The organism is Campylobacter sp. RM16704, from assembly GCF_000816245.1.
Taxonomy (GTDB): Bacteria; Campylobacterota; Campylobacteria; order Campylobacterales; family Campylobacteraceae; genus Campylobacter_D.
On the sequence record NZ_CP007769.1, the window covers coordinates 113669 to 138844 of the forward strand.

The window sequence follows — 25176 nt, forward strand, 5'->3', positions numbered from 1 at the left end:
CTATGTTTTTGCTATTTTTTAGATATTTTCATCATATGTTTTATGTTTATCTATATTATCTTTTGAGTGTTTAGACAGCTCATTAATAATTTTTGTAGCCATACCTCTAAATGCTTTTTGTTTGCTTGATTCGCTTGTGGAGGTCATTGTATATTTTAAGGTATTGGAAGTTTTGGTTTTCATTGTATTAAAATCAATTAGATTGTAATCAATATTGACTTTATAAACTTGCATATTAACTTCTTCTTGAATTTGTTCCATATTTGGGCTTAAAATAAGCAAAAAATCTGTCTCTAAAGCAGCATAAAGACTAATAATTTCATCATCACTTAAATTATCTTTTAACATGATGTCTTTTTCTTGATTATATAAATCTAAGTGATTTTTATCTAAAATTCTGAATTTTTTTTCTTGCAGTAAAATACTTAAAAGTTCTTGCTCAAATTTAGTGGAAAGTATATTTTTGACTTTATTTATAATTACCAACGAGTTTTTATTGTCAAAATTTTTTTCGTTATAAATTTTTTTATAAATTTCAACTTTGGCGTGATATTCATTTGAACTTATTTGAGTTAAAGATTTGATTTCATAACTATTGAAAATTCCATTGCTAACAAAATCAATTTCTTGTTCATATCCTATGTCAAAATTTCCATCAAAATTAAAAGTAAATTTTAATAATCTTGCTTGTTTTAAATCATCTGTTTTTTTTAAAGCATCATTGATTGCATTTTTTATAGCATCGCTTTTTGAAATACCAAATCCTTCTCCTGTGCTTTTTTTGTTGAATATATCTTGTGCATAAGAAATATAAGCTAAAATGAATAAAGCTAAAAATATTCTTTTTATCATTATTAATATTCCTAAATTCAATATTTGTAAAACTTGCAAAGTTTTGATTTCATCAAAAGCTAATTTCGACAATCTATAGTATTTATTATATAGATAAAAGGCTTAAAATATATTTTTATGCAAATTTAAAAAATTAAGTTATAATCTATGTTTTAGAGAGGTGTCCGAGTGGTTGAAGGAGCACGCCTGGAACGCGTGTGTGGGGCAACTCACCGAGGGTTCGAATCCCTTCCTCTCTGCCATTATGCACTTATATTATACTGACTTCCTATATAATTTTGTGAAGAATTTTGCATGTATGATTTTATGACTTGTGAATTTGTATTTTTTTCTTGATTGTTTTCATTTTTACTTTTTTCATTTTGCTCTTTTAGTTCTTCTGCTTTAATTTTAGCTTGTTCCATACGTGCATCATTTTGCATTTGCATTGCATTGGCCGCTACTTTGTAATCTTGTGGGCTAGGATCGGCTGGTGCCATAGCCGCAGCAATTATTTGCATTGCATTGGCTATGGTTTCTTCAGGAGTATTACCCTTTTGCATTCTTATAGGCACTTCTCCTTCAATTGCATACATTTTATTATCGGGCCCTCTTGTGTAACCATAACTAGCACCACCTGCTAAGCCACCACCTGCTGCCATGTGAGCTGCTTCATGGGCTTTTACTTCTCTGTCTATTCTTTCAAGTTCTCTAACTTGTCTTATTTCTTCTTCACTTAACTCTTTACCATTGACTTTTTGAGTTTTTTCTTCATTATTATCTTTTTTATTTTCTGTAGAATTTTGAGCTTTAGAATTTGTATTTTCTTGATCAATTTCTTTTTCTTTATTTTGATAAGGATTTTTTATATATAAAGCATTATAATTCAAACCAACTTGCATTAAAATCCTTTTTTAATGTAATTTTATATTTTTATCACAAAAAACTTAAAAAGTTTATAAAATTTTCATAAATATGTTTTTATAAAAAGTTAAGAAAAATAAAGTATAATTTTAATTTCTTACACTTATGTCAGGGTAGCTCAGCTGGCTAGAGCGCTGGTCTCATAAGCCGGAGGTCGGGAGTTCAAGTCTCCCCCTTGATACCACTAGTATTTGTATTTATTGATTTCTTCTTGGGCTCCAAGTAACATAAGTATATCGTTTAAATAAGCTATTGCTTCCAAATTTGGCATAATAGTCCAAGCATCGTGTTGTTTATGTGCTATGACTTTAAGATTTTGCGCAATGGTGTATAAATTTTTCCCCGAAAGATTTTCATCTACTAATAATTTTACTACTTTAATGGTATTTGCTGAAAGATCTATGATTTCAAAATTTGGATTAGTGATAAGAATTTTAGCTAAACGCTTAGCAGATTCTTTTTCGGGATAAATTACTTTACTTACTCCGAGTTTAGAAAGAATTTGTCCGTGCGTAGAAGAATTTGCTTTTGCGATGATATTTTTTACTCCTATTTCTTTTAAAGCCATAAAAGTAAGTATGCTTGATTCTAAATTTTCACCTATGCTAAGTATCACTACATCAGCATTTGCATAACCTGCTTCTTTTAAGGCTATGGTATGAGTAGAATCTAAAATATATGCAAAGTCAGCGTGTTCTTGCAGTTCTTTTACCGCTTCTTCATCAATATCTGAAACAATAACTCTTTTACCTTGATCAATAAGTTCTTTTGCTAAAACAGAACCAAATCTTCCAAGTCCTATAATGCCATAAGTTTCTTTTTTCATAGTATGATTTTTCCTTTTGGATAATTTAAGTATTTTTCTTTTTCCTTAAAAAATATGCTAAATAAAAATGCAAGTACACCAACTCTACCACTAAGCATCAATAAAATAATAATCAACTTACTTTCAGTATTAAAATTTGCACTTAATGATAAAGTTCCGCCATCTCCCACCGAAACACCTACTGTGGCAAAAGCTGAACTTGTTTCAAAAAGCAAAGGTAGAAAACTTTTGTCATCTTCAATCAGTGATAAAATTAAAACGCAAGTAATAATATATACGATAGAACTTACTGCTATAATAAAAGCTTTGTTAATGGTTTCAGTAGGAATTTCAAAGTTGAAAATTCTTGGATTAGTATCTTTAATACTCCAATATGCATAAATTAATAACACAGCAATGGTAGTTACTTTAATACCTCCAGCAGTTCCTCCGGGTGCACCACCTATAATCATAAACAAGGAACCAAAAAATAAACTCGCATCTTTGAAAGTGCTAAGATCAAGAGTGTTAAAACCTGCTGTTCGATAATTTACCGCTGTAAAATATGCACTCATAATCTTATCAAAAAGTGAAAATTCCCCTATGCTTTTTGGATTATGATATTCAAATAAAAAAACAATTAAACTTGCAAAAATAACTAATATAATAGTAGAAATTAAAACAAGTTTGGTGTGCAAACTTAAATTTGCAAAACGCTTTTTTGAAAAAAAATATAATTCTAATAATACAAAATAACCTAAACCACCAATAATAATCAAAGAGGTAATGATAAAATTGATCCAAAAATCATCCCTATAAGGCATAAACCACTTTCAAATACACTAAAACCAGCGTTATTGAATGCTGATATAGAGTGAAATATACTAGCCCATAGTGCTTCGTTTAAATTCATATCAAGCTTAAATCTTAAAAATAATAAAATTGCACCTATAATTTCAATAGCAAATACAAAAAACAAAACTTTCTTTAAAAATCCTACTAGACCATCTGAACTAGGATAAATTAAGGATTCTCTTAAAAGATTTTTTTCATCAAAACTCATTTTTTTACGAACTAAAATATATAAAGCCATGGCTATACTCATATAGCCTAATCCACCAATTTGAATTAAAAGTAATATAACAATTTGCCCATAAAAACTAAAATCTAATGAGGTATTTAGCACTATAAGCCCTGTCATGCTTACAGCTGAAGCACTTGTAAAAAAAGCATCTAAAAACGATATAGCTTTAGTATGCATAATGGGAAGCATAAGTATAAAGGTGCCAAAAAGTGCTATAAGAATATAACCTATAAATAAAATTCTTATATTGTTTCTATCTAAAGATAATCTTGTCATAATAAAATCTTAAAAATTTTTAAAACATTTTACTTGAAATCAATTAATAAATAAGAGAAAGAAACTTTCCACTTTAAAAGTGGAAAGTTATAGAGTATTAGAGCATTCCTACTGCTAAGAAACCTAGAGCAACAGCTATAACTATAGCCAATACACCCGGTATAAAGAATGCGTGATTGAAAATGAATTTTCCAATTCTTGTTGTACCAGTATCATCCATTTGAACTGCACCTAATAAAGTAGGATAAGTTGGAAGAACGAAAAGTGCTGAAACAGCAGCAAAGCATGCAACTAACATATAAGAATCCCCAGGATTTGTAGCTGAAATTCCTAATGCCGCAATAATAACTGGAACAATAGCTTTTGCAGTAGCTGCTTGAGAATATAAAAGCATACTAGCAAAGAAGAAAGCAACCGCAAGCATAGCTGGAGTTTGTTTAACCCACTCACCTGCTACTTCTTTAATACCTGCTTCATGTCCTGAAACAAAGGTATTTCCAAGCCAAGCAACACCAAATACACACACACAAGCTGTCATACCTGATTTAAATACACTTGTATCTAAAATTTTAGCAGGCTCAACTTTACATAAGAATGTGATTAATGTTGCAGCAGTTAATAAGAAACTCATAATAGCAGCATCTCTTGGAATAATAACTGGATCGATCCATTTAATATTATTTGAAATTGCTGTAGCATAAAGAACAACCGCTAAAACAGTGATCAAGAAAATTGCAACTGAAAGTTTAGCACCTGGTTTGTCTTCACTTTGTAAAACATCAGAAGCACTTTTTACAAGACCAGCTTTTAAACGCTCTTGATATACAGGGTCTTTACTAAGATCCATAGGGGTAATTAAACTTACAATGAAAGCTGTAATCATACAAGCAGCAAAAGTAGTTACAATCCATATACCAATCAATGCAGGATAGTTCCAACCAAGTGGCTCTAAAACACCTGTCATATAAACAACTGCAGCACTAACAGGAGAAGCTGTAATACCAATTTGTGAAGCAACAACCATTAATGAAAGTGGTACAGATGGTTTGATATTTTGTGATTTTGCAACATCAATTACAACTGGCATTAATGAAAATACAGCATTACCAGTACCTGCTAAAATAGTAAGAAACCAACCGCAAGCTGGTGCAAGATAGTTGATAAATTTTGGATGACTACGTAAAATTTTTTCAGTAACTTTTACCATGTAATCCAAACCACCTGCTTGTTGCATTGCTGAAATTGCAGCAATAGCTGCAGCGATGATTAAGATAACATCCCAAGGAATATTACCTGGTTTCATACCTAAAACAAGACCTAAAATAACCACACCCAAACCTCCGGCATAGCCTATTGCTATGCCGCCAAGGCGGATACCTATAAAAATTGCCCCAAGAAAGACAACAAGTTGTAAGATAATCATAATATCCATGTTTTAAACTCCTATAAATTAAGCTTTTCTTTTTTCTGTCATATGAGGATTTAACATATTTTCTGGTGTTAAAATCTCATCAATTTTTTCTTTTGGTAAATATCCTCTTTCTAAACAAATATCACCAACTGCTTTACCAGTTTCTAAAGCTTCTTTAGCAATACTTGCAGATTTTTCATAACCCAAAACAGGATTAAATGCAGTCACTATTCCTATCGAGTTTAATACTAATTTTTTGCAATTTTCAGGATTAGCTTTTAGTCCTTTTACTGCTTTTTCTGCTAGAGTTTTCATTGCATTTTCAAGTAATACTATAGAATTAAACAATCCATAAGCAATACCTGGTTCAAATGCATTAAGTTCAAATTCTCCTCTTTCAGAGCAAAGCATAATGGTAACATCATTTCCTATAACTTCATAGCAAGCTTCACCTACTGCTTCACAAATTACAGGATTTACTTTACCTGGCATAATAGAGCTACCAGGTTGCATAGCAGGTAAGCTAATTTCAGCCAAACCACATCTTGGTCCTGAATTCATTAATCTTAAATCATTTGCAATTTTAGAAAGCCTAACTGCTGCAGTTTTTAATGCACCACTTACATGTACAAAATCAGCGGTATCTTGAGTAGCAGCAATAAAATCTTCAGCTGGTTTATAATCAACACCAGTGATTTCTTTTAATTTTTTCTCAACCACAAATTTATAATCAGGGTGGCAGTTAATTCCTGTTCCAATAGCTGTTGCACCAAGATTTAAATAAGTCATAGAATCACGAGCTGCTTTAATTTTTTCAATATCACTTTTAATATAACTAGCAAAAGCATTGAAAGTATTTCCTAAAGTAGTAGGAACTGCATCTTCAAGCTCTGTTCTACCCATTTTAATGATATCTTTGTATTCTTTAGCTTTAACTTCTAGTTCAGCTTTTAAAAGTTCCATAGCTTTTAAAAGATCGCTAAGTTTTGCATAGGTTGCTACTTTGATCGAACTTGGATAAGTATCATTTGTAGATTGACCTAGGTTTGTATGATCGTTTGGATGAAGGTATTGGTATTCACCTTTTTTATGTCCCATGCTTTCAAGAGCGATGTTGGTAATAACTTCGTTAGTATTCATGTTTGTACTAGTTCCAGCACCACCTTGGATCATATCTACTACAAATTGATCTAAAAATTCACCAGCAATTAATCTATCGCAAGCTTTAGCAATAGCATCAGCTTTGTCTGCATCAAGAACCCCAACTTCTTTATTGGCAAGAGCGGCTGCTTTTTTTACTTGAGCAAAAGCTTTTACAAAATAGGGATAATCTTGTAATCTTCTACCACTCATATGGAAGTTTTCTAGTGCCCTAAAAGTTTGCACTCCATAATAAACTTCATCAGAAATTTCTAACTCACCAATAAAGTCGTGTTCTTTTCTTGTTCCCATGTTATACTCCTTGTGGGTTTTGTTTAAGTTTTGTTTATAAACTTAGGAAGTATTATATAACAATTTTTTATAAAAGTTTCATAAATTTTCATATTTTTTTGCAAATTTTGTAAAAAAAATATGAAAATAATGTTTATTTTTATATATATCAAAAAATATGTAATTTTCATATGTTTTTTATATCTAATAAAGTAAATTTTTATATTTAAAAAGTTAATTTTATATAAATTAAAAGTAATTACAAAATAATAACCCCAATTATTTTAATTGGGGTTATAACTAAAACTTCTTCTTCCTAGCATCTTCTAAGATATCATTAGCAATTTGATTTACATTCTCAGATATTGCAGCACTATCTTTTGCTATTTTTAAGTTTTCTTGGGTTACATGATCAATTTGAGCTACAGCATCATTTATTTGAGTAATACCTGTAGTTTGTTCTTTAATACTTTCACCCATTTCATTAATAGATTGAACTAAGATATTAGTATTAGCTTCTATTTCACCTAAAGATTTTTGAGTTCTTTCAGCTAGATTTCTTACTTCATCAGCAACAACAGCAAAGCCACGTCCGTGCTCACCTGCACGTGCAGCTTCAATAGCAGCATTTAATGCAAGTAGATTGATTTGATCAGCAATATCTCCTATGATAGAAGTAACATTTTTAATCTCTTCACTTTGAGCTATAACTTCACTAGTTTTATGAGATACATTTTGCATAGAAGAAGTAATCTCTTCTAAAGCAGCAGCTGTTTCTTCTAAAGAAGAAGCTTGGCTAGATGAAGAATCAGTTAAGTTCTTAACAGCATTTTGTAATTTACCACTCTCATCAGCTAATAAAGAAGCAAATTCAGATGATTGTTTTAACATATCAATGATTTCTTTACCTAGGGTATTAGTTGTTACTTCAACACCACCTTTAGCATTTTTAACTTCAGTGGTAAAGTCTAATGCTTTATAGCTATCAAATACTCTATTAATTTCATTCATATTAGAACCAACTTTTGCTTCTAATACATTAAGCATTTCATTTAAAACATTTTTTAATTCTATTAATTGAGGATTAGCTGGAACTGCTGTAATTCTTGCTGTGAAATTACCACTTTCTATTTCTTTAGCAGTTTCTACTGATTGTTCTACTGCTTTAGAATCTTGTTCTAATGCATTTTTAGTTTTAGTGATGTTTTCATTGATGGCTTTAGCCATAATGCTTAATTCATCATTATTTTTAGTATCTTTACTTAAAATTGTATCTTTTGTTTCGTGATTTAAAAACTTAAAAAAATATAACAAATTGTTTTGTAAATTAATAATTCTTGAACTTACTGCCTTATTTATATATATAAATACTATTAAAGCAATAGCTAAAAGAACAAAAAGAGATACCATAGCTATAGTTGTTATAAGCTTAGTAATAGGCATTTGTATCGAGCCAACTGGGGCCATAGTAACTATGGACCAATAATCATTTGCACCATCCCATACATTAAAATTTGTTATTGCTGCTCTATTTGCATTTCCTGTGGAAGCTGGAGTAAAATTGAATAAAGTATTAGATTTATTTTTTTGTAGTTCCACTAGTAAATTTGCACTAGAATGAGAATTGATTTCAGTTATTCTTTTTCCAATAAATTGTGTAGCAGGACTTACTGCTATAAGCCCATCTTCTCCAAGTAATAATCTTTGATCATCTTTAAACACGCTTCTTTCAGGATTTGTAAGTTCTTCTTGAAGTTGAGTTAAACTTCCCAAAGCTCCTACAACGCCAATAATTTTATTGTTTCTTATAATTGGAACAGCAACATTGTAAGCTAAAATTTCTTCATCGTTGATTACAAATTTTTGAGGTCTTCCAATACCTTCGCGCTTGTCTTTTAAAGCACTATTGATACTTCTTTGATCTAAAATTTTATCATCTGCTTGAATGAGTTTAATTCCACCTTTTTCTCTTAAACTTGCATCTTGTAGTAACATTAAAAATTTATTTGATTGGGTTAAAAGTTTGGGATTGATATTATTGTATTTTGATGTATCAATAATATGCATATAAATATAAGCTATCCAGCCATTAGAGTCTAAAGTTCCCTCCAAAACATTTTTAAGTCTATCTTCATCTATGGTTGTTTGAGTGTCAAGAATTTGGTCTAAGATGTTTTCTGCATTAATAAGACTTGAATGCACGCTTTCTGTGGCACCTCTAACTATATTTGAATATCTAAAAGCACTAGTTTGAAGTAGTTTGTCTGCTTCAGTGTGTAAAATATTTGAAGATTGCATTGCAATGATACTTGCCAAAATTCCAATACCTATTATTATAATAGCAATTACAACTGCAACTATTTTAGTCCCTATTTTTAAATTTAAAAACATAATATATCCTTAAAAATTAAATCAAACATTTATTATATTATAAAAATATTAATTTTTTATTAAATTTTTAGCTTTTTCCCAAAGTCTTACTCCTAATTCTTTTGCATTGTTTTTATCTAAATTTTTATATTTTTGACTGGCTAGTTTTTCAAGTTCGTTGATTTCTTTAGCTAAAAGATTAATTTTACTTTGTGCTAACTTACCAAAATCATCAATTTTTGGATTTTGTTTAAGCTCGTTTATTGCTATTAAAATTTGTTCTCTATTTTCTTGTATTAAGCGTTTGAATTTGGCAAATATAGTATCAAATTTATTTTCTAATAAATCTTTGAGGATATCTTTAACAGGATTATTAAATTCTAATGAAAGTTTTTTAAGCATTTGGACAAATTCTTGTTCTATATCTATAAGTTCTTTTTCTTTATCTTTTAAATCATTCTCTAAAGCACTATAAGCAAAATTTGATTTAAATTTTTCAATAGCTAAGGAAATTCCTTCTTGTGTTCCATAAATGCTTCCTACGCATAAATCATATGCAAAAACTTTTGATTCATTAGCAAGTTCAAAAGCAGTATTTAAAACCACTTGGGAAATTTTTAAAATTCTTTCTTTTTCAAAACTTCCTTCGCAAATTGCGTTATATATTAGATTTTTAGAAATTTCGCAAGAAGTAAGTTCTATATTTTCACTTTTTTCCAAAGTGGTTATGAAAGCACTTTCTGCAGTTTCTTTTAGAAGTCCTAGTATTTCTATATCATAAAGCATAGCATCGTTTATGCTGATATTAAACTCGTTTAAATTTAAATTTTTTAAAGCTTTTTCTAAATCAAAAAAATTATCACAAATTTTGTGCTTTATGATGTTTTGTTGCTCTTTTATTTTTGTTTTTAATTTTCCAAGCTCGTTAATATAAGTAAAAAACATTTTTTTATCTTCTTCTACTCTAGCCTTAACGATACCTTGTATAATTTTAGAAATATTTTCTTCATTTGCAAGTTCAAGTTTTTCTAAAATATTAAAAAAAATAGTAAATAATTCTTCATTATTAGTATTTTCAAAACAAATTTTTTTATAACTTAGGTTAAAAACAAGCTCACTAATTAGATTAGGGATTTCATTTTTTTCACAAGCTAGAAGAGAATTTTCAAAGATAATTGCTGTATTTTTCATATGTTTTCCTTCTATAATACGAATTTGGCTTTGTTTTTTAATTGATTAAAGATATTTAAACGATCATTTTTGCTATCTACATATACACTTAAAAGATAACTTTTATATGTGCCTTGTTTGCTAGTATTTGAAATTTTATACTTAAATTCTCTTTCATTTAATATCTCGCGAAAAATTTCTAAGGCATCAATATGAGTTTCAAAAACAACCTTATAATCCCAAAAAGTAGGGTAGTTTATAATAGGTTCTTTTTTAAGATCGCAGATATTTACCACTTTTTCCTCCTTCTTTGCTTTCTAAAACTATATCAGTAATTTGCATACTTTTATCAATAGCTTTAACCATATCATAAATAGTTAAAAGTCCTATGCTAACAGCAGTTAAACTTTCCATTTCTACGCCTGTTTTTCCTTCACATTTAACACTTACAAAAAGTTTAAAAGAACATTCTTTTTCGTTTTCTTCTATATGGGTTTGAACTTTTGAAACCATCAAAGGATGACACATTGGAATGAGGTTTGGAGTTTGCTTTGCTCCCATTATAGCTGCTGTAATAGCAGTTTGTAAAACAGGTCCTTTTTTGGCTTTATTTTCAATGATAGCTCTAAAAGCCTCTTTACTCATATATATTTTACCACTTGCACAAGCTTCTCTTTGGGTTATGTTTTTTTGACTAACATCTACCATTTTAGGATGATTTTTTTCATCTAAATGTGTTAAATTCATATTTTTCCTTAATTATAGTTTGAAAATTATACCAAAATGTATATTTTTATAATAAAATATCAAAAAAAATTAAAGGATTTGTAATGTCTTATGAAAATGAAGAATTTGAAGAATATGATGATTATGAGTATGATGATTATGAAGAAGATGCTTACACAAATAATCAAAAATCATACAATTATGATGATGATGATTATGAGTATGAGGATGATTATAACGATGATGACACCTATGAAATGGAGTAATCGTGAGTAAAAATCTTAGTAGAAAAGATATAAAAGTTTTAGGTTTATCATCTTTAGGTGGAACTTTAGAGTTTTATGATTTTATTATTTTTGTATTTTTTGCAAGTTATATTTCAAAAAACTTTTTCCCTGAAAATTTAAGTCCCTTTTGGCAAATGTTTAACACTTATGGAATTTTTGCAGCAGGGTATTTAGCTAGACCACTTGGTGGTATAGTTATGGCACATTTTGGAGACAAATTTGGTCGTAAGAAAATGTTTATGCTAAGTATTTTACTTATGGTTATACCTACTTTTATGCTTGCTTTTATACCAGGTTATGAAAGTATAGGATATTTGTGTATAGTGCTTTTAGTATCTGTGAGAATTTGTCAAGGTATAGCTATAGGTGGAGAATTACCAGGTGCTTGGGTTTTTGTGTTTGAACATGCACCAAAAGGGCAAAAGCGAACTTATCTTGGGTTTTTAACTGCTTCTGTAGTAGGTGGAATTTTGCTTGGTAGTATCGTGTTTTTAATAATGAATAAACTTTATACTCAAGAAGAACTTTATGAATGGGCTTGGAGAATTCCGTTTTTCTTAGGTGGGATTTTTGGTATTATCTCAGTATATTTGCGTAAATTCTTAAGAGAAACTCCAGTTTTTGAACAAATGAAAAAAGATAAAGCCTTAGAGAAATTCCCGTTAAAAGAAGTGTTTAAAAAGGCTAAATTAGGCATAGTAGCATCTATGCTTATTACTTGGGTTTTAACAGCCTGTATAGTTGTAATGATTTTGATTATTCCATCTTTTATGGCTAAAATGCTAAATATAGATGCAAGTGTGCAAACATATATGCAAATGCTTGGAATAGTTATACTTGTTATAGGCTGTATATTGAGTGGAATTTTGGCCGATAAAATTGGCATAGTAAAATCTTGTATTATCTTTTCCATAGGATTTTTCTTTGTTTGTTGGTTGTATTTTAATGCACTTTATGTTGAACTACCTGATTTTAATCAAGTATGTATATATTATCTAACAGCATGTTTTTTTGCTGGAGTATTGAATTTTTGTCCTTTGATTATGAGTGAAGTGTTTGATTCTAAAATTAAATTTTCAGGACTTAGCTTTTCTTATAATATAGCTTATGCTATAGCAGGTGGCTTTACTCCACAACTTGCATTGTTTTTACATACTTTTGCTTTGAAAAATTTAGAAAATATTTGGCGTTTTTCTTTGGGTTTTTATATGCTTGCTATGGCTTTAATAGCTCTTTTATCTGTTTTTATTTTTAAATACCTTAATAATATCCAACGCACATACTCTCAGTGATTTTAATACGCTTTTCTAAAGGTGCGGGGCTAAAAAAATGGCATTTTTCGATGTAAATATTACAATTGTAATCAAGTTTTAAAAAATCGTAAAATGCCTTTAAATTTACAAATTTAATCCCACAAATTTCTTTAATATCTAGGATTTTATAAATTTGAGAATTGTTTTTTTCTACCAAATGAGATGGAGCTAAAGTTGTGAAAGAGCAAAAAGCACTTGCCAAAACATAACCATTTAAATTATCACATTCTTTTATAAGATGTTCGTATTTTTTTAAAATATTTTTTTTATGTAAAAATATCACTCTTGTACCTTGGTATCTTGCAGCATGAACATTTTTCCAAAATTTAAAAGCATTTTTAGAAATATTTGCTAATCTGTGTAATTGTATGTTTAAAATATAATCATCTAAAAATTGATTAGGTGGTAAAATGGTATAAGTCATAATCTTTCTTTATGTTTTTAAAAATTATACTAGAAATTGACTTTTGTTTATATTTTTATTTTGTAATTTTAATACAATTTATAAAATTATTTTTTAAGGAAGATTATGAAATTTCAAAATATCAATCATGAAAGTATAAAAGAACTTATGGATATTTTTTATGCAAAAATAAGAATAGATAAAGATTTAGGACCTATTTTTAATGATAAAATAGGAATAGATGATGAAAGTTGGAAAAAACACAAAGAAAAAATTGCAAGTTTTTGGGCAGGAATGTTTTTAGGTGATCCAAGCTATAGTGGTTCGCCTTTAAAAGCACACCATGAATTACCTCCATTTCCAAGGGAATTTTTTGATATTTGGCTTAAATTATTTGATGAAAGTTTGCAAGAAATATTTGAAGAAGAACCAAGAAATATTATTATTGAAAGAGCCAAAATGATAGCTCAAAGATTTCAAATGATTATTTATGATCATAAATTTGCTTAAGAGTTTTTAAAACTCTTAACGGTAATTAAAAGTATGTAAATTTTCGCTATATGAGTAGTTATAATCGTATTTTCCATCAAGATAAATCACTAGACGATAATACCCTTTATGTGAGCCAAAAACAACTTTTTTAACTTTTGCTGTATTTACATGTAAGGTTTTTGTATTAAAATTTTGCTTTTTAGCAAAATCTATGATAATTTTTGTAGGATCACCTATGGATAAATTCCTTAACATTTTATCTTCAGTTTTAATGTTGATTTTATTGTTGTAAAAGCTAATAGATAAAAAATTATAAATATTTCCGCTAAATAATGGAGTTTCTATATTTAAAGTTGTATTGTTTTCTTCTGATTTTGTATTTTTTGAACCTTGCTCTTGTGGCACAGTAACAGAAACATCTAGTATTGGAGTAGCATCTGGGCTTTTTGTTTTTATAAATGAATAAGTATCATGCCAATTAATGCTTTTGTGTATATCTAAAGTCACTTGCTCTTCAGAACCATCAAGATTGATATAAGTAATAGTAATATTCTTTAAAATTCTTGCATTAGAATTAAAGTTAAAATCTTGTCTTTGAAAAGGACTAAGTTTTGCAAATTCAGTATTTTGTTGTTCAAAATTGTTATCAAAGGGATTGTCTTTTGCATTTAAAAATACACAAAATAGTAAAAACAATATAAAAAATTTAATTCTCATGCGAATTTTCTCCTTTAAGTCTTAAAAGCTGCAAATATTCTTTTTGTGCTTGAGCATTTTTAGCTTTTAAAATATCTATATTTTTTTCTAATTTTTTTTGTTCTTCTTTAAGTGTTAATAAAACATCTAAAGAGGATTTTCCAAAAAACATATTACCAAAATACATAGCAACGACAACCGCTACGATTGATAAGATGATGGTTTTTATTAGTTGACGATGAGCTTCCCTTTTTTTAGAATGCTCATCATATTCTTTTAATAAATCACTCAGAGTTTATCTCCTAAGTATTCATCATTGTCAAGTTCAATTTCTAACAAACGATTATATTTAGCCGTTCTTTCACCTCTTGCTAAGGCTCCTGTTTTGATTTGTCCTGTATTTAATGCTACGGCAAAATCAGCTATAAAAGTATCTTCGCTTTCGCCACTTCTATGACTCATAATGCATTTATAATTATTTCTATGAGCAAGTCTAACTGTTCTCATAGTTTGGGTAATAGTGCCTATTTGATTTGGTTTAATTAATACAGCATTTGCCATATTTTTCATGATACCTTCTCTTAAAATATCTTCATTAGTTACAAATAAATCATCTCCCACAAGTTGAACTTTATTACCAAGTTTTTGAGTGAGTTTAATCCAACCTTCATAATCATCTTCAGCCAAGCCATCTTCAATGCTAAAAATAGGATACTTAGCACATAATTCTTCATAACGAGCGATTAAGTCTTCACTTGAGAAAACTTTACTTTCTAAGTGATATTTACCATCTTTGTAAAGTTCGCTACTTGCTACATCTAATGCTAATTTGATTTTATTTTCATAACCTGCTTTTTTAATGCAAGTCATTAAAAGTTCAAGTGGTTCGGTGTTATTTGCTAAATTTGGTGCAAAACCACCCTCATCACCTAAGGCAGTAGAGTGACCTAAACTAGCTAGTTCTTTTTTTAATACTGCATAAATTTCACAAACTGATCTTAATCCTTCTTTGAAAGATGAAAAACCAAAAGGCATAATCATGAATTCTTGAAAGTCTACACTATTGTTTGCATGAGCACCACCATTGATGATATTACACATTGGCACAGGCAATACGCTCGCATTAGTCCCACCTAGATAACGATATAATGGAATTCCTAAAGCATTAGCCACAGCACGAGCTGTAGCCATAGAAATTCCTAAAGTTGCGTTTGCTCCTAAATTTGAGTAATTTTTTGTCCCATCAAGTTCTAATAAAGTATTATCTAATTGAGTTTGGTTAAAAGCATCAAGACCTATGATATTTTCAGCGATAGTGTTATTAATATTTTCAATTGCTTTTAAAACCCCTTTTCCACCAAATCTTTCATCATTATCTCTTAATTCCAAAGCTTCTTTTTTTCCTGTACTTGCACCACTTGGAACGATAGCACTACCTACGCTACCATCACTTAGTATAATTTCAGCTTTTATGGTAGGATTTCCTCTGCTATCTAAAACTTCAAAAGCTCTTAAGTCTTCAATAATTAACATTATTCATCTCCCTCATCATCTTTTGCACCTAAAATCATACTATCTATACCGATAGAATTTTGTATAGCTTGTGTGATTTCATCTGCAATAGCTGGGTTTTCTTTTAAAAATGCTTTAGCATTTTCTCTACCTTGTCCAAGTTTAGAAGCTTTGTAAGAAAACCACGCACCGCTTTTATCAATAATATCAAGTTTTACACCATAGTCTATTAGCTCACCTTCACGGCTAATACCCTCGCCAAACATTACATCAAATTCAGCTTGTTTAAAAGGTGGTGCGACTTTATTTTTAGCTACTTTAACTTTAACGCGGTTTCCAATAGGCTCATCGTTTTGTTTTAAAGTGGCAGTTTTTCTTACATCTAAACGCACTGAAGCATAAAATTTTAAAGCATTTCCACCAGTGGTTGTTTCAGGAGTGCCATAGCCCATCATACCTATTTTCATACGAATTTGGTTGATAAAAACAACCGTAGTATTCATCTTATGAATAATTCCTGTTAATTTTCTTAAAGCTTGACTCATTAATCTTGCTTGAAGTCCTACATGTTGATCGCCCATATCACCTTCAATTTCAGCTTTTGGAGTGAGTGCAGCAACACTATCTACTACTATTAAATCAATAGCACCACTTCTTGCTATAGTTTCAACGATTTCTAAAGCTTGTTCGCCAAAATCTGGTTGAGAAATATAAAGATTTTCTGTATCTACTCCTAAATTTTTTGCATATTTTACATCAAGTGCGTGTTCAGCATCAATAAACGCACAAACTCCGCCTTTTTTTTGACACTCTGCTATAATATGCAAAGTCAGCGTTGTTTTACCAGAGCTTTCAGGTCCATAAATTTCTATGATTCTTCCTTTTGGAACTCCACCTATACCTAAAGCTAAATCAAGTCCAACCGAGCCTGTAGGGATAGAATCAATCTTTTCAACTTCTTTATCACCTAATCTTAAAATAGTTCCTTTTCCAAAGGTTTTATCAAGACTTTTTAAAGCTGCATCAAGCGATTTTCTTTTATTATCATCCATACTTATCAATCCTTTTATAATATGTTTAAAATTGTATCAAAAAGAAATTTAATATAAGTTTTTATTTTGAATTTTGCTAAAATACTTTTTTTAGACTAAGGAAAAAAATGAATAAAAAAATTAGTGTAGCACATTCTCCTGATGCTGATGATATTTTTATGTATATGGCAATTAAATTTGGCTGGGTTGGAAATGCTTATGAGTATGAAAATACGGCCTTAGATATACAAACTTTAAACGAACTTGCACTACAAAATATCTATGATGTTAGTGCGATTTCTTTTGCACTTTATCCTTTAATAGCTAGTGAATATGCTTTATTAAAAACAGCTGTAAGTTTTGGTGAGGGTTATGGACCAAAGCTTATAAAGAAAAAAGACAAGAAATTAAAGCCAAATTTTAAAGTTGCATTAAGTGGAGCACATACTACCAATGCTTTAATTTTCCGTATAAAATACCCACAAGCAAGAATTATTTATAAGAATTTTTTAGAAATTGAAAAAGCTGTTTTAGAAGATGAGGTAGATGCAGGAGTGCTTATACATGAAAGTATTTTAGAGTTTGATTCTAGTTTATGCGTGGAAGCTGAACTTTGGGATATATGGCAAGAACTAGCAAAAGATGATTTGCCTTTACCTTTAGGTGGTATGGCACTTAGAAGATCTTTGCCTTTAAATGATGCTATAGCAATTGAGAAAGATTTAATTAAAGCAGTAGAGATAGCTGATCATAATAGAAAAATTCTAGCTTCTATGCTTTTAGAGCGTAATTTAATACGCGTTGATTCACAAAAACTTGATATATATTTAAATTTATATGCAAATAAAAATTCTATTAATATGAATGATAGGCAATATAATGCTATTGATAAGCTTTTTGAGCTTGGGTTTAATCACAAATTTTATGAAAAGCTAATTAAAAGCAAAGATTATCTTATACCTAACGAATATGAAAAATTTAGAAATTCTTGATAGAATTTTGATTTTAAGGAGATAAAATGGAAAGTACTTTAGTAGCTTTGGGTGTTCAAACTTTTAAAATTACGCTTATGCTTTCTTTGCCTATGCTTTTAGCAGGGCTTATAGCAGGGCTTATTATAAGTATTTTTCAAGCTGTTACACAAATTAATGAAGCTACTCTTTCTTTTGTACCAAAAATTTTACTTGTTGTTGTTGTGATAGTTTTTTTAATGCCTTGGATGATAAGTTCAATGACAGATTTTACTATTAATATGCTAAATCAAATTCCAAATTTTATTCGATGATTATTGATTTTTCTAAATATTCTTCTGTGCGTATAGGGGAAAGCTTTGAAGTGCAAGTACTTGAAGAGCTTTGCGAATTTGATGGTTTTTTAATAGGTGGAGCAAATAATCTTTTAATTTCTTCTAATCCTAAAAAACTTGGAATTTTAGGAAAGAATTTTGATTATATTAAAATTTTAGATCAAAATGAAAAAGGTATGTTTTTAGAGATAGGTTCTAGTGTGAAATCTCTTAAAATGTATCATTTTGCTAAAGAAAACAACCTAAAAGGATTTGAGTTTTTAAAAAATATCCCAGGGACTTTAGGTGGAATTTTAAAAATGAATGCGGGTTTAAAAGATGAAAATATTAGTAAAACTTTAATTAGTATTCAAACTTTTAAAAATGAAATTTTAAAACAAGATATTGCTTTTGCTTATAGATTTAATCCTATTAAAGAAGTGATGTTTAGTGCAAAGTTTTTTTTAGAATATGGATTTAACTCGACTAAAGATGAGCTTTTAAAAAATGCAAGGAAAAACCAACCTAAAGGTGCCAGTTTTGGCTCTATTTTTAAAAATCCTAAAAATGATTATGCCGGAAGATTGATAGAAGCTGTAGGACTTAAAGGTTTTAGTAAAAATGATGCAATGTTTAGCAACGAACATGCTAATTTTTTAATCAATAAAAAGCATGCAAGTTTTGATGATGCTATGTTTTTAATAGAACTTGCTAAAAAAAGAATATTTGAAGAATTTGGAATTAGTTTAGAAGAAGAAGTAGTGATTATATAGTATTTTTAATGTCTTCATAAAGGATATTAGCTATTTCTTGGATTAATTCTTGATATGATTTGTTTTTATTATTTGTGCTAAATTGAGTATTGATTGTGAGAATTTTATAATCTTTTAGTTTGTTTGTTTTGGCGTTAAAAAGTTTATATTCTATATTAGCTTTGACTTCAAAATTTGAAAAAAGCAAGAAATTTTGTTGGCTTGCTTGAATGCTTTTTAAGTCTAGCAAAATGACAAAATTAGGTTTTTTGAAACGATTAAATTCTAAAAAATTCTCTGAATTGATGAAATTTTTATTTGTTTGTAAAATGTTTTGGCTATTGATATAAGTTTGATTTTCTTTTTGGCTAAGTAAGGCAAGATCGTTTTGTTTATTGATGATAAAACTTAGTGCTTTTAATGTATCTTTTGCCATTGTTGTAGCATCAATTTTTAAATTTGAAAAATAAAAATTATATTCTTTTTCATAGCTTGGTATTAAAGCTAAGGTGCTAATATGTGTGAGTTTATCATAATCTACATTTTGATTCAGATTAATAATACTAAACTCATCATTTTTTTGTAGCTTTATGATTTTTTTATTGGCAAAAGAATTTGCATAAATAGAGCTTAAAAAACACATAAAAACTAAAAATATTTTCATTTAAAAACCTTTTAATTTAAAATTAGTTTTAGCAAAAGCTATAAAACTTGGAAGTTTAAAATCAGGACTATTATAATCTAAAGCCTTTTGATTAAAATCATATAAAATTCCACCATTTTGCTTAATCAAAAAATCTCCAGCAGCTATATCCCAAGCTTTTGGACCACCAAAGCGTGGGTAAATTCCAGCCTTTGCTTCAAGTAAATACACAAATTTTAAAGCAGATGAAACCTTAATGCCTTTAAGATGATTTTGAATGAAAAAATCTTCATTATTGTCGTGATTTTTAGAGTAAAGGGCTATATTTTTAACTTCTTCATATTTATCTAAACTATGATTTAAAATTTTATCATTTTTATAAACTTTTGTGTGAATGTGTGCATAGTAAAACATATCATTTTCTACATCACTTATAAGTGAAAGCACGGGAGTATTTTTATGAATTAATGCAATTAAAGCACAATATTCTTTATCTTTTTTAGCATAAGATTTTGTGCCATCAAGTGGATCTATAAGCCAAAAATACTCTAAATTTTTTCTTTCTTCATAGGAAAGTATATTTTCTTCAGAGCATATAGCTATATCACTTGAAGCTAAAATTTCACTAATAATTTCATTTGATTTTATATCAGCTAAGCCAACAGGGGAGTTATCATCTTTAAACCACAAAGTATTTTTATCTTTATATTCAAGTAGTATTTTAGAAGCTTCTTTGCCTGCTTTTAAAGCTAGTTCTAAAAGTGAATCTAAATTTTTCATAAATCAAAGTATAGCAGGCAAAAATAAATACTTAGCAGAGTTGTTTTTTACTAAGATTATTAACAAATTTAATCAAGCTAATAGCTAAAATCGCTTCAAGCAATGCTGTTAAAACCAAACCTGAGTATATATCTTGAGTGATGATATTGGTTTGATAAGAAAGCGTAGCTACTGCAATGAGTAAGGTTAGTGGCATAGAATGGCTTAGCCCAAATAAAAAGGTATTTTTTAAACCAAGTATTTTTACAAAAGTCATAGCACAAAATATTCTTAGTCCTATCATAAAAGCAGTTAGCGAAAAAGCTATGATTAAAACTTGAGGATTTAAAAGCATTTGGAGTTTAAAGCTTGAGCCTATATAGATGAAAAATATAGGGATTAAAAAGCCATAGCCAAAACTAGAAAGTTTATGCTCTAAATCCTTTTTATGATCAAAAAAAGTAGCTATAAATGAACCTGCTATAAAAGCTCCAAGGGCTACTTCAAGTTTAAAATAAATCATAATTGCAACTATAGCGATAAATATAGCCATACAAAACCTTATATCTTTTTCGTTTTGATCTTGCCAAGGCATAAGTATGGTTTTAAGCTGTGGATACCACCAAAAAAGCACTTCTAAAAATTTAAATCCAAAAATACAAAGGGCTAAAAATCCTACCAAATACAATAAATTTTGAGTGAGTGAAAAAAGATCAGCACCTTTTCCTAAAAATGCTGCAGCTATAGTAAGTAAAACTATGCTTACAACTTCTGCTAAAGTAGCTACTATCATAGATACATTAAGCCACTCGCAATTTTTACCAAAATCCCTATAAAGCGTTGAGAGCAAACCCACACTCATAACAGGTATAATAATGACAAAAATATAAGAAATGTCTATACTTTCAACTGCTAAAATACTAAAAACATATAAAAATATAATATAAATAAAAGCTTTATTAAGTAAGCTTTTGTCTGTATTTAAAAAAGTTTTGAGATTAATCTCCATACCTGCAATAAACATAAGATAATAAAACCCCGCATTAGCTAAAAGTTTAAAATTTTCACTTTCTTCTATAAAACCTATAAAACCTATAAAAGAGCCAAGCATAATTTCAGTAGCTGAAAGTGGGAGTTTTAAAAATTTAGCAATATAAGGTGAAGTTAGCAAACACCCTGCTACGACTAATAAAATTTTTAAATCCGTAGCAGCTTGAGTATCAATGGCATGAGCTAGCAAAGCTAAATCCCATTTGTTTTAATTTTTGTATATCTTTGCTAGGTTCTTCTCCTTTGGTAGTAAGATAATCCCCTACTACTATAGCACTAGCACCTGCATTAAAAATTTCATATTGTCTTTCTTTTAGCACAACTTCTCTGCCGCCTGCTACCATGATATGTGTATTTGGTAAGTCTTTTTTGGTGTCTTTAATGATATTTAAAGCTTCATCAGCGTTTAATAAGTCTTGTTTGAGTTTTAAATTCTCATTTGGTATAAAAAAATTAATAGGCGAAGAAAAAGGATCAAGCTCTTTTAAACTTGCTCTAAAGCTTTTTCTATCAGCCTCGCTTTCTCCAAGTCCATAAATTCCACCACAACAAAGCATTAGCCCAGCTTCTTTGGCATAAAGATTAGTTTGAAATCTTTGCTCCCAAGTATGCGTAGAGCAAATGTTTGGGAAAAATTCTTTAGAGGTTTCTAAGTTGTGATTATAAGAAAAAATTCCTGCTTTTTTTAATTCTTTGAGTTGCTCTAAATTTGCTATGCCATTACAAGCTATGAGTAAAAGTCCTTCTACTTCTTTTTGTACCGCATAAGCTACTTTGCATACATACTCAAGTTTCTCATCATCAAGCCCAGCTCCAGCCGTAACCAAACAAAAACCTAAAGCCTCATTTTTCTTAGCCATTTTAGCTTCTAAGATGATTTTGTCTATATCTTTTTTTTTATATTTATTGATATTAGTTTTTACATGAGCGCTTTGAGTGCAGTATTTGCAATCTTCCCCGCATCCTCCACTTGCTATATTAGATATAGCACAAAGCATAATTTGCATTAAATTTCCTTTTTGATTTTACATTTTAAGCACTCTAAAAATGTGCCTTTTTTAAGCTCTTTGACAATCAAAGTTTCGCCACATTCGCTGCATTTTTCTTCACTTGGCTTGTATTTGCTTATATAGTTGCATTTTGGATAAGCACTACACCCATAAAATTTACCACGCTTAGAAAAACGCTCTACAATCTCACCTTCTTGACAGCTTTGGCATTTTACGCCTATGGTGTTGAGTTTTTTCTCGCTTTTTTCTTTATTTTGTGTTTCTTGTTTTAAATTTCTTGAGTATTTGCATTTTGGAAAATTTAAACAAGCCACAAATTCCCCATATCTTCCTTTTCTTATGGCAAGTTCGCCTCCACAATCAGGGCAAGTTTCATCTAATTTTGTGAAAGTTTTTTGGCTTTTTATATTTTTTTTACCCTCATCAATTTTTCTCATAAAAGGAAAATAAAATTCCCTTAAAACTTCTTGCCAGTCCATCTTACCTTCTGCGATGATGTCAAGTTTATCTTCCATTTTAGAAGTAAAATCGCTATCTACTATATCACTAAAATTTTGCTCTAAAACTTCTGTTACAACAAAGGCTATTTCGTTAGGTATGATTTGCTTTTTATCTATATATACATATTCTCTTGCACTAAGTAAAGAGATAGTTGGAGCATAAGTTGATGGGCGTCCTATGCCAAGATTTTCTAATCTTTTAACAAGTCCAGCTTCTGAATATCTTGAAGGTGGCTCAGTAAAATGTGAGTTTAATTCTATATTTTGGATAAGAAGTGTATCTTCTATTTTTAAATTAGGCAAAATTTTATCCTTATCCATATCCCCATATACTTTATAATGCCCATCAAATAAAATTTTTCTACCACTTATTTTAAAATTTGCATCATTAGAATTTACAAAAACATTTTGAGTTTGAGATATAGCAGGATTCATCTGTGAAGCTAGGAAACGATTATAAATTAGCGTATAAAGCTTTGCTTCATCTTTTTCTAAAAACTCATTTGCAAGTTTTGGGGTAAAGCTAAGATTAGTCGGTCTTATAGCTTCATGTGCTTCTTGAGCACCTTTACTTTTAGTGGTATAAATGTTTGCTTTGCTTGGTAAGTATTCTTTACCAAATTCTTTTTTTATAAGTTTTCTCACTTCTTCTAGTGCTTCTTTTGCTATGTTTAAGCTATCTGTTCTCATATAAGTGATTATACCCATAGTGCCTTGATGGGTTTTTACACCCTCATAAAGCTTTTGAGCTATCATCATAGTTTTTTTAGGGTTAAAGCCTAAGCGATTACTCGCACTTTGTTGTAAGGTTGAGGTCATAAAAGGAGCTTGTGGGGCTATTTTTCTATCTTTACTTTCTATATCTTTGACTTTAAAATTAGCATTTTTACAAGCTTTAAAGATAAGCTTAGCTCTATCTTCATTTGTTAAACTTAGTTTTTCTATCTTTTGATTTTGAAATTCAACCAATTCAGCTTGTAAGTCTTTTTCAAAAACCATATCGATGCTAAAGTATTTTAAAGGTACAAAAGCTTTGATTTCTCTTTCTCTATCGACTATGATTTTTAAAGCTGCACTTTGCACACGCCCTGCACTTAAACCTTTTTGAATTTTTTGATTTAGCAAAGGACTTAGTTTATAACCTACTATGCGATCAAGTAAGCGTCTAGTTTGCTGGGCATTGACACTATTTACATTTAAAGATCTTGGATTTTTTAAAGCATTTTCTATGGCATTTTTAGTGATTTCATGAAAAACTATGCGTGGTAAGGAATTTTCATCTTTGTTAATAGCCTTAGCTATATGATAAGCTATGGCTTCACCTTCTCTATCTTCATCGGTTGCAAGGTAGATGGTTTTAGCCTTTTTAGCCTTTTCTTTGATCTCTTTTACTAAGTTTGAATGGTCATTTGAAATTCTATATTCGGGTTTAAAATTTTCATCTTCTATTTTTATACCAAAGCTAGTTTTAGGCAAATCTCTAATGTGTCCTTTAGAAGCGATTACTTCATAATCTTTTCCTAAAAAATTGCCTATGGTTTTGGCTTTAGCAGGTGATTCTACTATGATTAAATTTTTCATTATTTTCCTTGTAAGGATTAAAATTAATGAAAGTGTATAAAAAAAAATTAAATTTTTTGCTTAGAGAGAAAAAAGCCTACCAAAAGGTGAGCTTGTTTGCTCTAATGGTATCAAGATTTGCTATAGCAGTATCAGCTATATCCATAACAGCCATAGCACCTCTTAAAGTAGTAACACCAGCTGATTGTTTGCTTCCAGCTAATGGCGCAGTTGTCATAGCATTAAAGCCCATAGCTGAAGCTATATCTGCACTAATTTCACCTTTGATACTTTCAAGATTAACTGTGCTTTGTGCTATTTGAGCTGATCCAATACCAGCGTTTGAAATATTAGTTCCACTTAAAAAAATATCAGAACCATCATTTTTAACTAAAGTTAGCCTACCATAGTTTTCTTCTTTTATTTGGCCATCTAAACCACCTGTTGAACCACTAATCTTAATACCTCTACCATCTGCTGAATTTAACACTAATCTTCCATCTACTATAGAAGCTTCAACACCAGTAGTGTCTTTTTTAGCATTGATAGCAGCTACTAAAGCTCCATCTTTATCATTTGCTTTAAATGTAACCTTACCTATAACAACACCGTTTATAGCAAAGGTTTGTCCTGTAGAACCAGCAGTTATTGCAGCACTTGATATAGTTTGAACCACAGCAGTTGCTCTAACTCCTGTTTTATCAGAAGCTTTGTTAATCTCAGCTGCTAAAGCTCCAAGTCCTGTTCCAACACTATATGAAATATCTACGCCTTGAACTGTATAATCATTAATACCATCATATTTTTTGATGACAAGGTTTTGATTTGCCACCGCACCTGTAATATTTTTACCTG

Annotated in this window: 26 protein-coding genes, 2 tRNA genes and 1 pseudogene; 8 read left to right on the plus strand and 21 right to left on the minus strand. The window is 29.6% G+C overall.

Features of this window, described 5'->3' with window-relative positions; translation table 11 throughout:
- Positions 1 to 18: 18 nt before the first annotated feature.
- Entirely contained in the window at positions 19 to 852 is an 834-nt protein-coding gene (locus CAQ16704_RS00660; RefSeq protein WP_039666437.1) for a hypothetical protein, read from the minus strand.
- A 154-nt stretch (positions 853 to 1006) separates the two neighbouring features.
- Between CAQ16704_RS00660 and CAQ16704_RS00665 the strand changes: the two genes are divergently transcribed.
- Positions 1007 to 1094, plus strand: a tRNA-Ser gene (locus CAQ16704_RS00665).
- On the opposite strand, the gene CAQ16704_RS00670 is transcribed toward CAQ16704_RS00665, so the two are convergent.
- Positions 1095 to 1733, minus strand: a complete 639-nt coding sequence (locus CAQ16704_RS00670; protein WP_039666438.1) for a putative metalloprotease CJM1_0395 family protein — start codon at positions 1731 to 1733, stop codon at positions 1095 to 1097.
- Positions 1734 to 1862: 129 nt separating this feature from the next.
- On the opposite strand from CAQ16704_RS00670, the gene CAQ16704_RS00675 reads away from it, so the two are divergent.
- Positions 1863 to 1939, plus strand: a tRNA-Met gene (locus tag CAQ16704_RS00675).
- Here the strand turns inward: CAQ16704_RS00675 and CAQ16704_RS00680 are convergent.
- The 8 genes and pseudogenes from CAQ16704_RS00680 to moaC form a co-directional block, all read right to left on the minus strand.
- The gene (locus CAQ16704_RS00680) at positions 1940 to 2581 is read right to left on the minus strand and encodes a potassium channel family protein (protein WP_039666439.1); all 642 of its coding nucleotides are present in this window, start codon (positions 2579 to 2581) and stop codon (positions 1940 to 1942) included.
- Positions 2578 to 3920 (minus strand): annotated as a pseudogene (locus CAQ16704_RS00685) (TrkH family potassium uptake protein). Before CAQ16704_RS00685 ends, CAQ16704_RS00680 begins: the two are co-directional and overlap by 4 nt.
- 97 nt (positions 3921 to 4017) lie before the next feature.
- Entirely contained in the window at positions 4018 to 5352 is a 1335-nt protein-coding gene (locus CAQ16704_RS00690) for an anaerobic C4-dicarboxylate transporter (RefSeq protein ID WP_039666440.1), read from the minus strand.
- A gap of 18 nt (positions 5353 to 5370) precedes the next feature.
- Positions 5371 to 6783 carry an aspartate ammonia-lyase gene (locus tag CAQ16704_RS00695; RefSeq protein ID WP_039666441.1) on the minus strand — a complete coding sequence of 471 codons (1413 nt, stop codon included), beginning with the start codon at positions 6781 to 6783 and terminating at the stop codon, positions 5371 to 5373.
- 279 nt (positions 6784 to 7062) lie between these two features.
- Positions 7063 to 9153: a methyl-accepting chemotaxis protein gene (locus CAQ16704_RS08535; RefSeq protein ID WP_039666442.1), complete on the minus strand. Its 2091-nt coding sequence runs from the start codon at positions 9151 to 9153 to the stop codon at positions 7063 to 7065.
- 48 nt (positions 9154 to 9201) lie between these two features.
- Complete coding sequence (locus tag CAQ16704_RS00705; protein ID WP_039666443.1) at positions 9202 to 10323, minus strand: hypothetical protein; 1122 nt, start codon at positions 10321 to 10323, stop codon at positions 9202 to 9204.
- Positions 10324 to 10334: 11 nt separating this feature from the next.
- Complete coding sequence (locus CAQ16704_RS00710) at positions 10335 to 10598, minus strand: HP0495 family protein (protein ID WP_039666444.1); 264 nt, start codon at positions 10596 to 10598, stop codon at positions 10335 to 10337.
- Entirely contained in the window at positions 10576 to 11049 is a 474-nt protein-coding gene (gene moaC, locus CAQ16704_RS00715) for a cyclic pyranopterin monophosphate synthase MoaC (protein ID WP_039666445.1), read from the minus strand. Before moaC ends, CAQ16704_RS00710 begins: the two co-directional genes overlap by 23 nt.
- A gap of 83 nt (positions 11050 to 11132) precedes the next feature.
- On the opposite strand from moaC, the gene CAQ16704_RS00720 reads away from it, so the two are divergent.
- The gene (locus CAQ16704_RS00720; protein ID WP_039666446.1) at positions 11133 to 11294 is read left to right on the plus strand and encodes a highly acidic protein; all 162 of its coding nucleotides are present in this window, start codon (positions 11133 to 11135) and stop codon (positions 11292 to 11294) included.
- Between the two features lie 2 nt (positions 11295 to 11296).
- Positions 11297 to 12607 carry an MFS transporter gene (locus CAQ16704_RS00725; protein WP_039666447.1) on the plus strand — a complete coding sequence of 437 codons (1311 nt, stop codon included), beginning with the start codon at positions 11297 to 11299 and terminating at the stop codon, positions 12605 to 12607.
- Here CAQ16704_RS00725 and CAQ16704_RS00730 read toward each other — a convergent pair.
- Positions 12576 to 13052 (minus strand): hypothetical protein, encoded by a 477-nt coding sequence (locus CAQ16704_RS00730; RefSeq protein ID WP_039666448.1) that lies wholly within the window; start codon positions 13050 to 13052, stop codon positions 12576 to 12578. The two genes, CAQ16704_RS00725 and CAQ16704_RS00730, sit on opposite strands and share 32 nt — an antisense overlap.
- A 105-nt stretch (positions 13053 to 13157) precedes the next feature.
- Here CAQ16704_RS00730 and CAQ16704_RS00735 point away from each other — a divergent pair, with 105 nt between their 5' ends.
- Positions 13158 to 13541 carry a group III truncated hemoglobin gene (locus CAQ16704_RS00735; RefSeq protein ID WP_039666449.1) on the plus strand — a complete coding sequence of 128 codons (384 nt, stop codon included), beginning with the start codon at positions 13158 to 13160 and terminating at the stop codon, positions 13539 to 13541.
- Between the two features lie 15 nt (positions 13542 to 13556).
- On the opposite strand, the gene CAQ16704_RS00740 is transcribed toward CAQ16704_RS00735, so the two are convergent.
- From CAQ16704_RS00740 to recA, 4 genes are all read right to left on the minus strand, one after another.
- The gene (locus tag CAQ16704_RS00740; protein WP_039666450.1) at positions 13557 to 14240 is read right to left on the minus strand and encodes an AMIN domain-containing protein; all 684 of its coding nucleotides are present in this window, start codon (positions 14238 to 14240) and stop codon (positions 13557 to 13559) included.
- Positions 14230 to 14406: a hypothetical protein gene (locus tag CAQ16704_RS08395; protein ID WP_235361611.1), complete on the minus strand. Its 177-nt coding sequence runs from the start codon at positions 14404 to 14406 to the stop codon at positions 14230 to 14232. The genes CAQ16704_RS00740 and CAQ16704_RS08395 overlap by 11 nt, the downstream gene beginning before the upstream one ends.
- Positions 14407 to 14507: 101 nt before the next feature.
- The gene (eno, locus tag CAQ16704_RS00750) at positions 14508 to 15752 is read right to left on the minus strand and encodes a phosphopyruvate hydratase (RefSeq protein ID WP_039666452.1); all 1245 of its coding nucleotides are present in this window, start codon (positions 15750 to 15752) and stop codon (positions 14508 to 14510) included.
- Positions 15752 to 16783 carry a recombinase RecA gene (gene recA, locus CAQ16704_RS00755; RefSeq protein ID WP_039666453.1) on the minus strand — a complete coding sequence of 344 codons (1032 nt, stop codon included), beginning with the start codon at positions 16781 to 16783 and terminating at the stop codon, positions 15752 to 15754. The genes eno and recA overlap by 1 nt, the downstream gene beginning before the upstream one ends.
- Before the next feature lie 107 nt (positions 16784 to 16890).
- Here recA and CAQ16704_RS00760 point away from each other — a divergent pair, with 107 nt between their 5' ends.
- The 3 genes from CAQ16704_RS00760 to CAQ16704_RS00770 are packed head-to-tail and all read left to right on the plus strand — an operon-like array spanning position 16891 to position 18820.
- Positions 16891 to 17754 carry a menaquinone biosynthesis family protein gene (locus tag CAQ16704_RS00760; RefSeq protein ID WP_039666454.1) on the plus strand — a complete coding sequence of 288 codons (864 nt, stop codon included), beginning with the start codon at positions 16891 to 16893 and terminating at the stop codon, positions 17752 to 17754.
- A gap of 26 nt (positions 17755 to 17780) precedes the next feature.
- Entirely contained in the window at positions 17781 to 18047 is a 267-nt protein-coding gene (fliQ, locus tag CAQ16704_RS00765) for a flagellar biosynthesis protein FliQ (protein ID WP_039666455.1), read from the plus strand.
- Complete coding sequence (locus CAQ16704_RS00770; protein WP_039666456.1) at positions 18044 to 18820, plus strand: UDP-N-acetylmuramate dehydrogenase; 777 nt, start codon at positions 18044 to 18046, stop codon at positions 18818 to 18820. Before fliQ ends, CAQ16704_RS00770 begins: the two co-directional genes overlap by 4 nt.
- Here CAQ16704_RS00770 and CAQ16704_RS00775 read toward each other — a convergent pair.
- The 6 genes from CAQ16704_RS00775 to CAQ16704_RS00800 all read right to left on the minus strand — a co-directional run bounded on the left by CAQ16704_RS00775 (position 18813) and on the right by CAQ16704_RS00800 (position 25153).
- Positions 18813 to 19463, minus strand: coding sequence for a hypothetical protein (locus CAQ16704_RS00775; RefSeq protein ID WP_039666457.1), 651 nt, complete (start codon positions 19461 to 19463; stop codon positions 18813 to 18815). The genes CAQ16704_RS00770 and CAQ16704_RS00775 overlap by 8 nt on opposite strands.
- Positions 19464 to 20222, minus strand: coding sequence for a 3'(2'),5'-bisphosphate nucleotidase CysQ family protein (locus CAQ16704_RS00780; RefSeq protein WP_039666458.1), 759 nt, complete (start codon positions 20220 to 20222; stop codon positions 19464 to 19466).
- 31 nt (positions 20223 to 20253) lie between these two features.
- Positions 20254 to 21441, minus strand: coding sequence for a sodium/hydrogen exchanger family protein (locus CAQ16704_RS00785; protein ID WP_052244945.1), 1188 nt, complete (start codon positions 21439 to 21441; stop codon positions 20254 to 20256).
- The gene (locus CAQ16704_RS00790) at positions 21422 to 22258 is read right to left on the minus strand and encodes a biotin synthase (protein ID WP_039666459.1); all 837 of its coding nucleotides are present in this window, start codon (positions 22256 to 22258) and stop codon (positions 21422 to 21424) included. The genes CAQ16704_RS00785 and CAQ16704_RS00790 overlap by 20 nt, the downstream gene beginning before the upstream one ends.
- The gene (topA, locus tag CAQ16704_RS00795) at positions 22258 to 24342 is read right to left on the minus strand and encodes a type I DNA topoisomerase (protein ID WP_442856706.1); all 2085 of its coding nucleotides are present in this window, start codon (positions 24340 to 24342) and stop codon (positions 22258 to 22260) included. The genes CAQ16704_RS00790 and topA overlap by 1 nt, the downstream gene beginning before the upstream one ends.
- Positions 24343 to 24418: 76 nt before the next feature.
- Complete coding sequence (locus CAQ16704_RS00800; protein ID WP_052244946.1) at positions 24419 to 25153, minus strand: flagellin hook IN motif-containing protein; 735 nt, start codon at positions 25151 to 25153, stop codon at positions 24419 to 24421.
- Between the last annotated feature and the right edge of the window lie 23 nt (positions 25154 to 25176).

Coding starts and splice junctions, on each gene's coding strand:
- CAQ16704_RS00660 (WP_039666437.1), bottom strand. CDS start 852: ATGATAAAAAGAATATTTTTAGCTTTATTCATTTTAGCTTATATTTCT.
- CAQ16704_RS00670 (WP_039666438.1), bottom strand. CDS start 1,733: ATGCAAGTTGGTTTGAATTATAATGCTTTATATATAAAAAATCCTTAT.
- CAQ16704_RS00680 (WP_039666439.1), bottom strand. CDS start 2,581: ATGAAAAAAGAAACTTATGGCATTATAGGACTTGGAAGATTTGGTTCT.
- CAQ16704_RS00690 (WP_039666440.1), bottom strand. CDS start 5,352: ATGGATATTATGATTATCTTACAACTTGTTGTCTTTCTTGGGGCAATT.
- CAQ16704_RS00695 (WP_039666441.1), bottom strand. CDS start 6,783: ATGGGAACAAGAAAAGAACACGACTTTATTGGTGAGTTAGAAATTTCT.
- CAQ16704_RS08535 (WP_039666442.1), bottom strand. CDS start 9,153: ATGTTTTTAAATTTAAAAATAGGGACTAAAATAGTTGCAGTTGTAATT.
- CAQ16704_RS00705 (WP_039666443.1), bottom strand. CDS start 10,323: ATGAAAAATACAGCAATTATCTTTGAAAATTCTCTTCTAGCTTGTGAA.
- moaC (WP_039666445.1), bottom strand. CDS start 11,049: ATGAATTTAACACATTTAGATGAAAAAAATCATCCTAAAATGGTAGAT.
- CAQ16704_RS00720 (WP_039666446.1), top strand. CDS start 11,133: ATGTCTTATGAAAATGAAGAATTTGAAGAATATGATGATTATGAGTAT.
- CAQ16704_RS00730 (WP_039666448.1), bottom strand. CDS start 13,052: ATGACTTATACCATTTTACCACCTAATCAATTTTTAGATGATTATATT.
- CAQ16704_RS00735 (WP_039666449.1), top strand. CDS start 13,158: ATGAAATTTCAAAATATCAATCATGAAAGTATAAAAGAACTTATGGAT.
- CAQ16704_RS00740 (WP_039666450.1), bottom strand. CDS start 14,240: ATGAGAATTAAATTTTTTATATTGTTTTTACTATTTTGTGTATTTTTA.
- CAQ16704_RS08395 (WP_235361611.1), bottom strand. CDS start 14,406: ATGTATTTTGGTAATATGTTTTTTGGAAAATCCTCTTTAGATGTTTTA.
- eno (WP_039666452.1), bottom strand. CDS start 15,752: ATGTTAATTATTGAAGACTTAAGAGCTTTTGAAGTTTTAGATAGCAGA.
- recA (WP_039666453.1), bottom strand. CDS start 16,783: ATGGATGATAATAAAAGAAAATCGCTTGATGCAGCTTTAAAAAGTCTT.
- CAQ16704_RS00760 (WP_039666454.1), top strand. CDS start 16,891: ATGAATAAAAAAATTAGTGTAGCACATTCTCCTGATGCTGATGATATT.
- fliQ (WP_039666455.1), top strand. CDS start 17,781: ATGGAAAGTACTTTAGTAGCTTTGGGTGTTCAAACTTTTAAAATTACG.
- CAQ16704_RS00770 (WP_039666456.1), top strand. CDS start 18,044: ATGATTATTGATTTTTCTAAATATTCTTCTGTGCGTATAGGGGAAAGC.
- CAQ16704_RS00775 (WP_039666457.1), bottom strand. CDS start 19,463: ATGAAAATATTTTTAGTTTTTATGTGTTTTTTAAGCTCTATTTATGCA.
- CAQ16704_RS00780 (WP_039666458.1), bottom strand. CDS start 20,222: ATGAAAAATTTAGATTCACTTTTAGAACTAGCTTTAAAAGCAGGCAAA.
- CAQ16704_RS00790 (WP_039666459.1), bottom strand. CDS start 22,258: ATGCAAATTATGCTTTGTGCTATATCTAATATAGCAAGTGGAGGATGC.
- topA (WP_442856706.1), bottom strand. CDS start 24,342: ATGAAAAATTTAATCATAGTAGAATCACCTGCTAAAGCCAAAACCATA.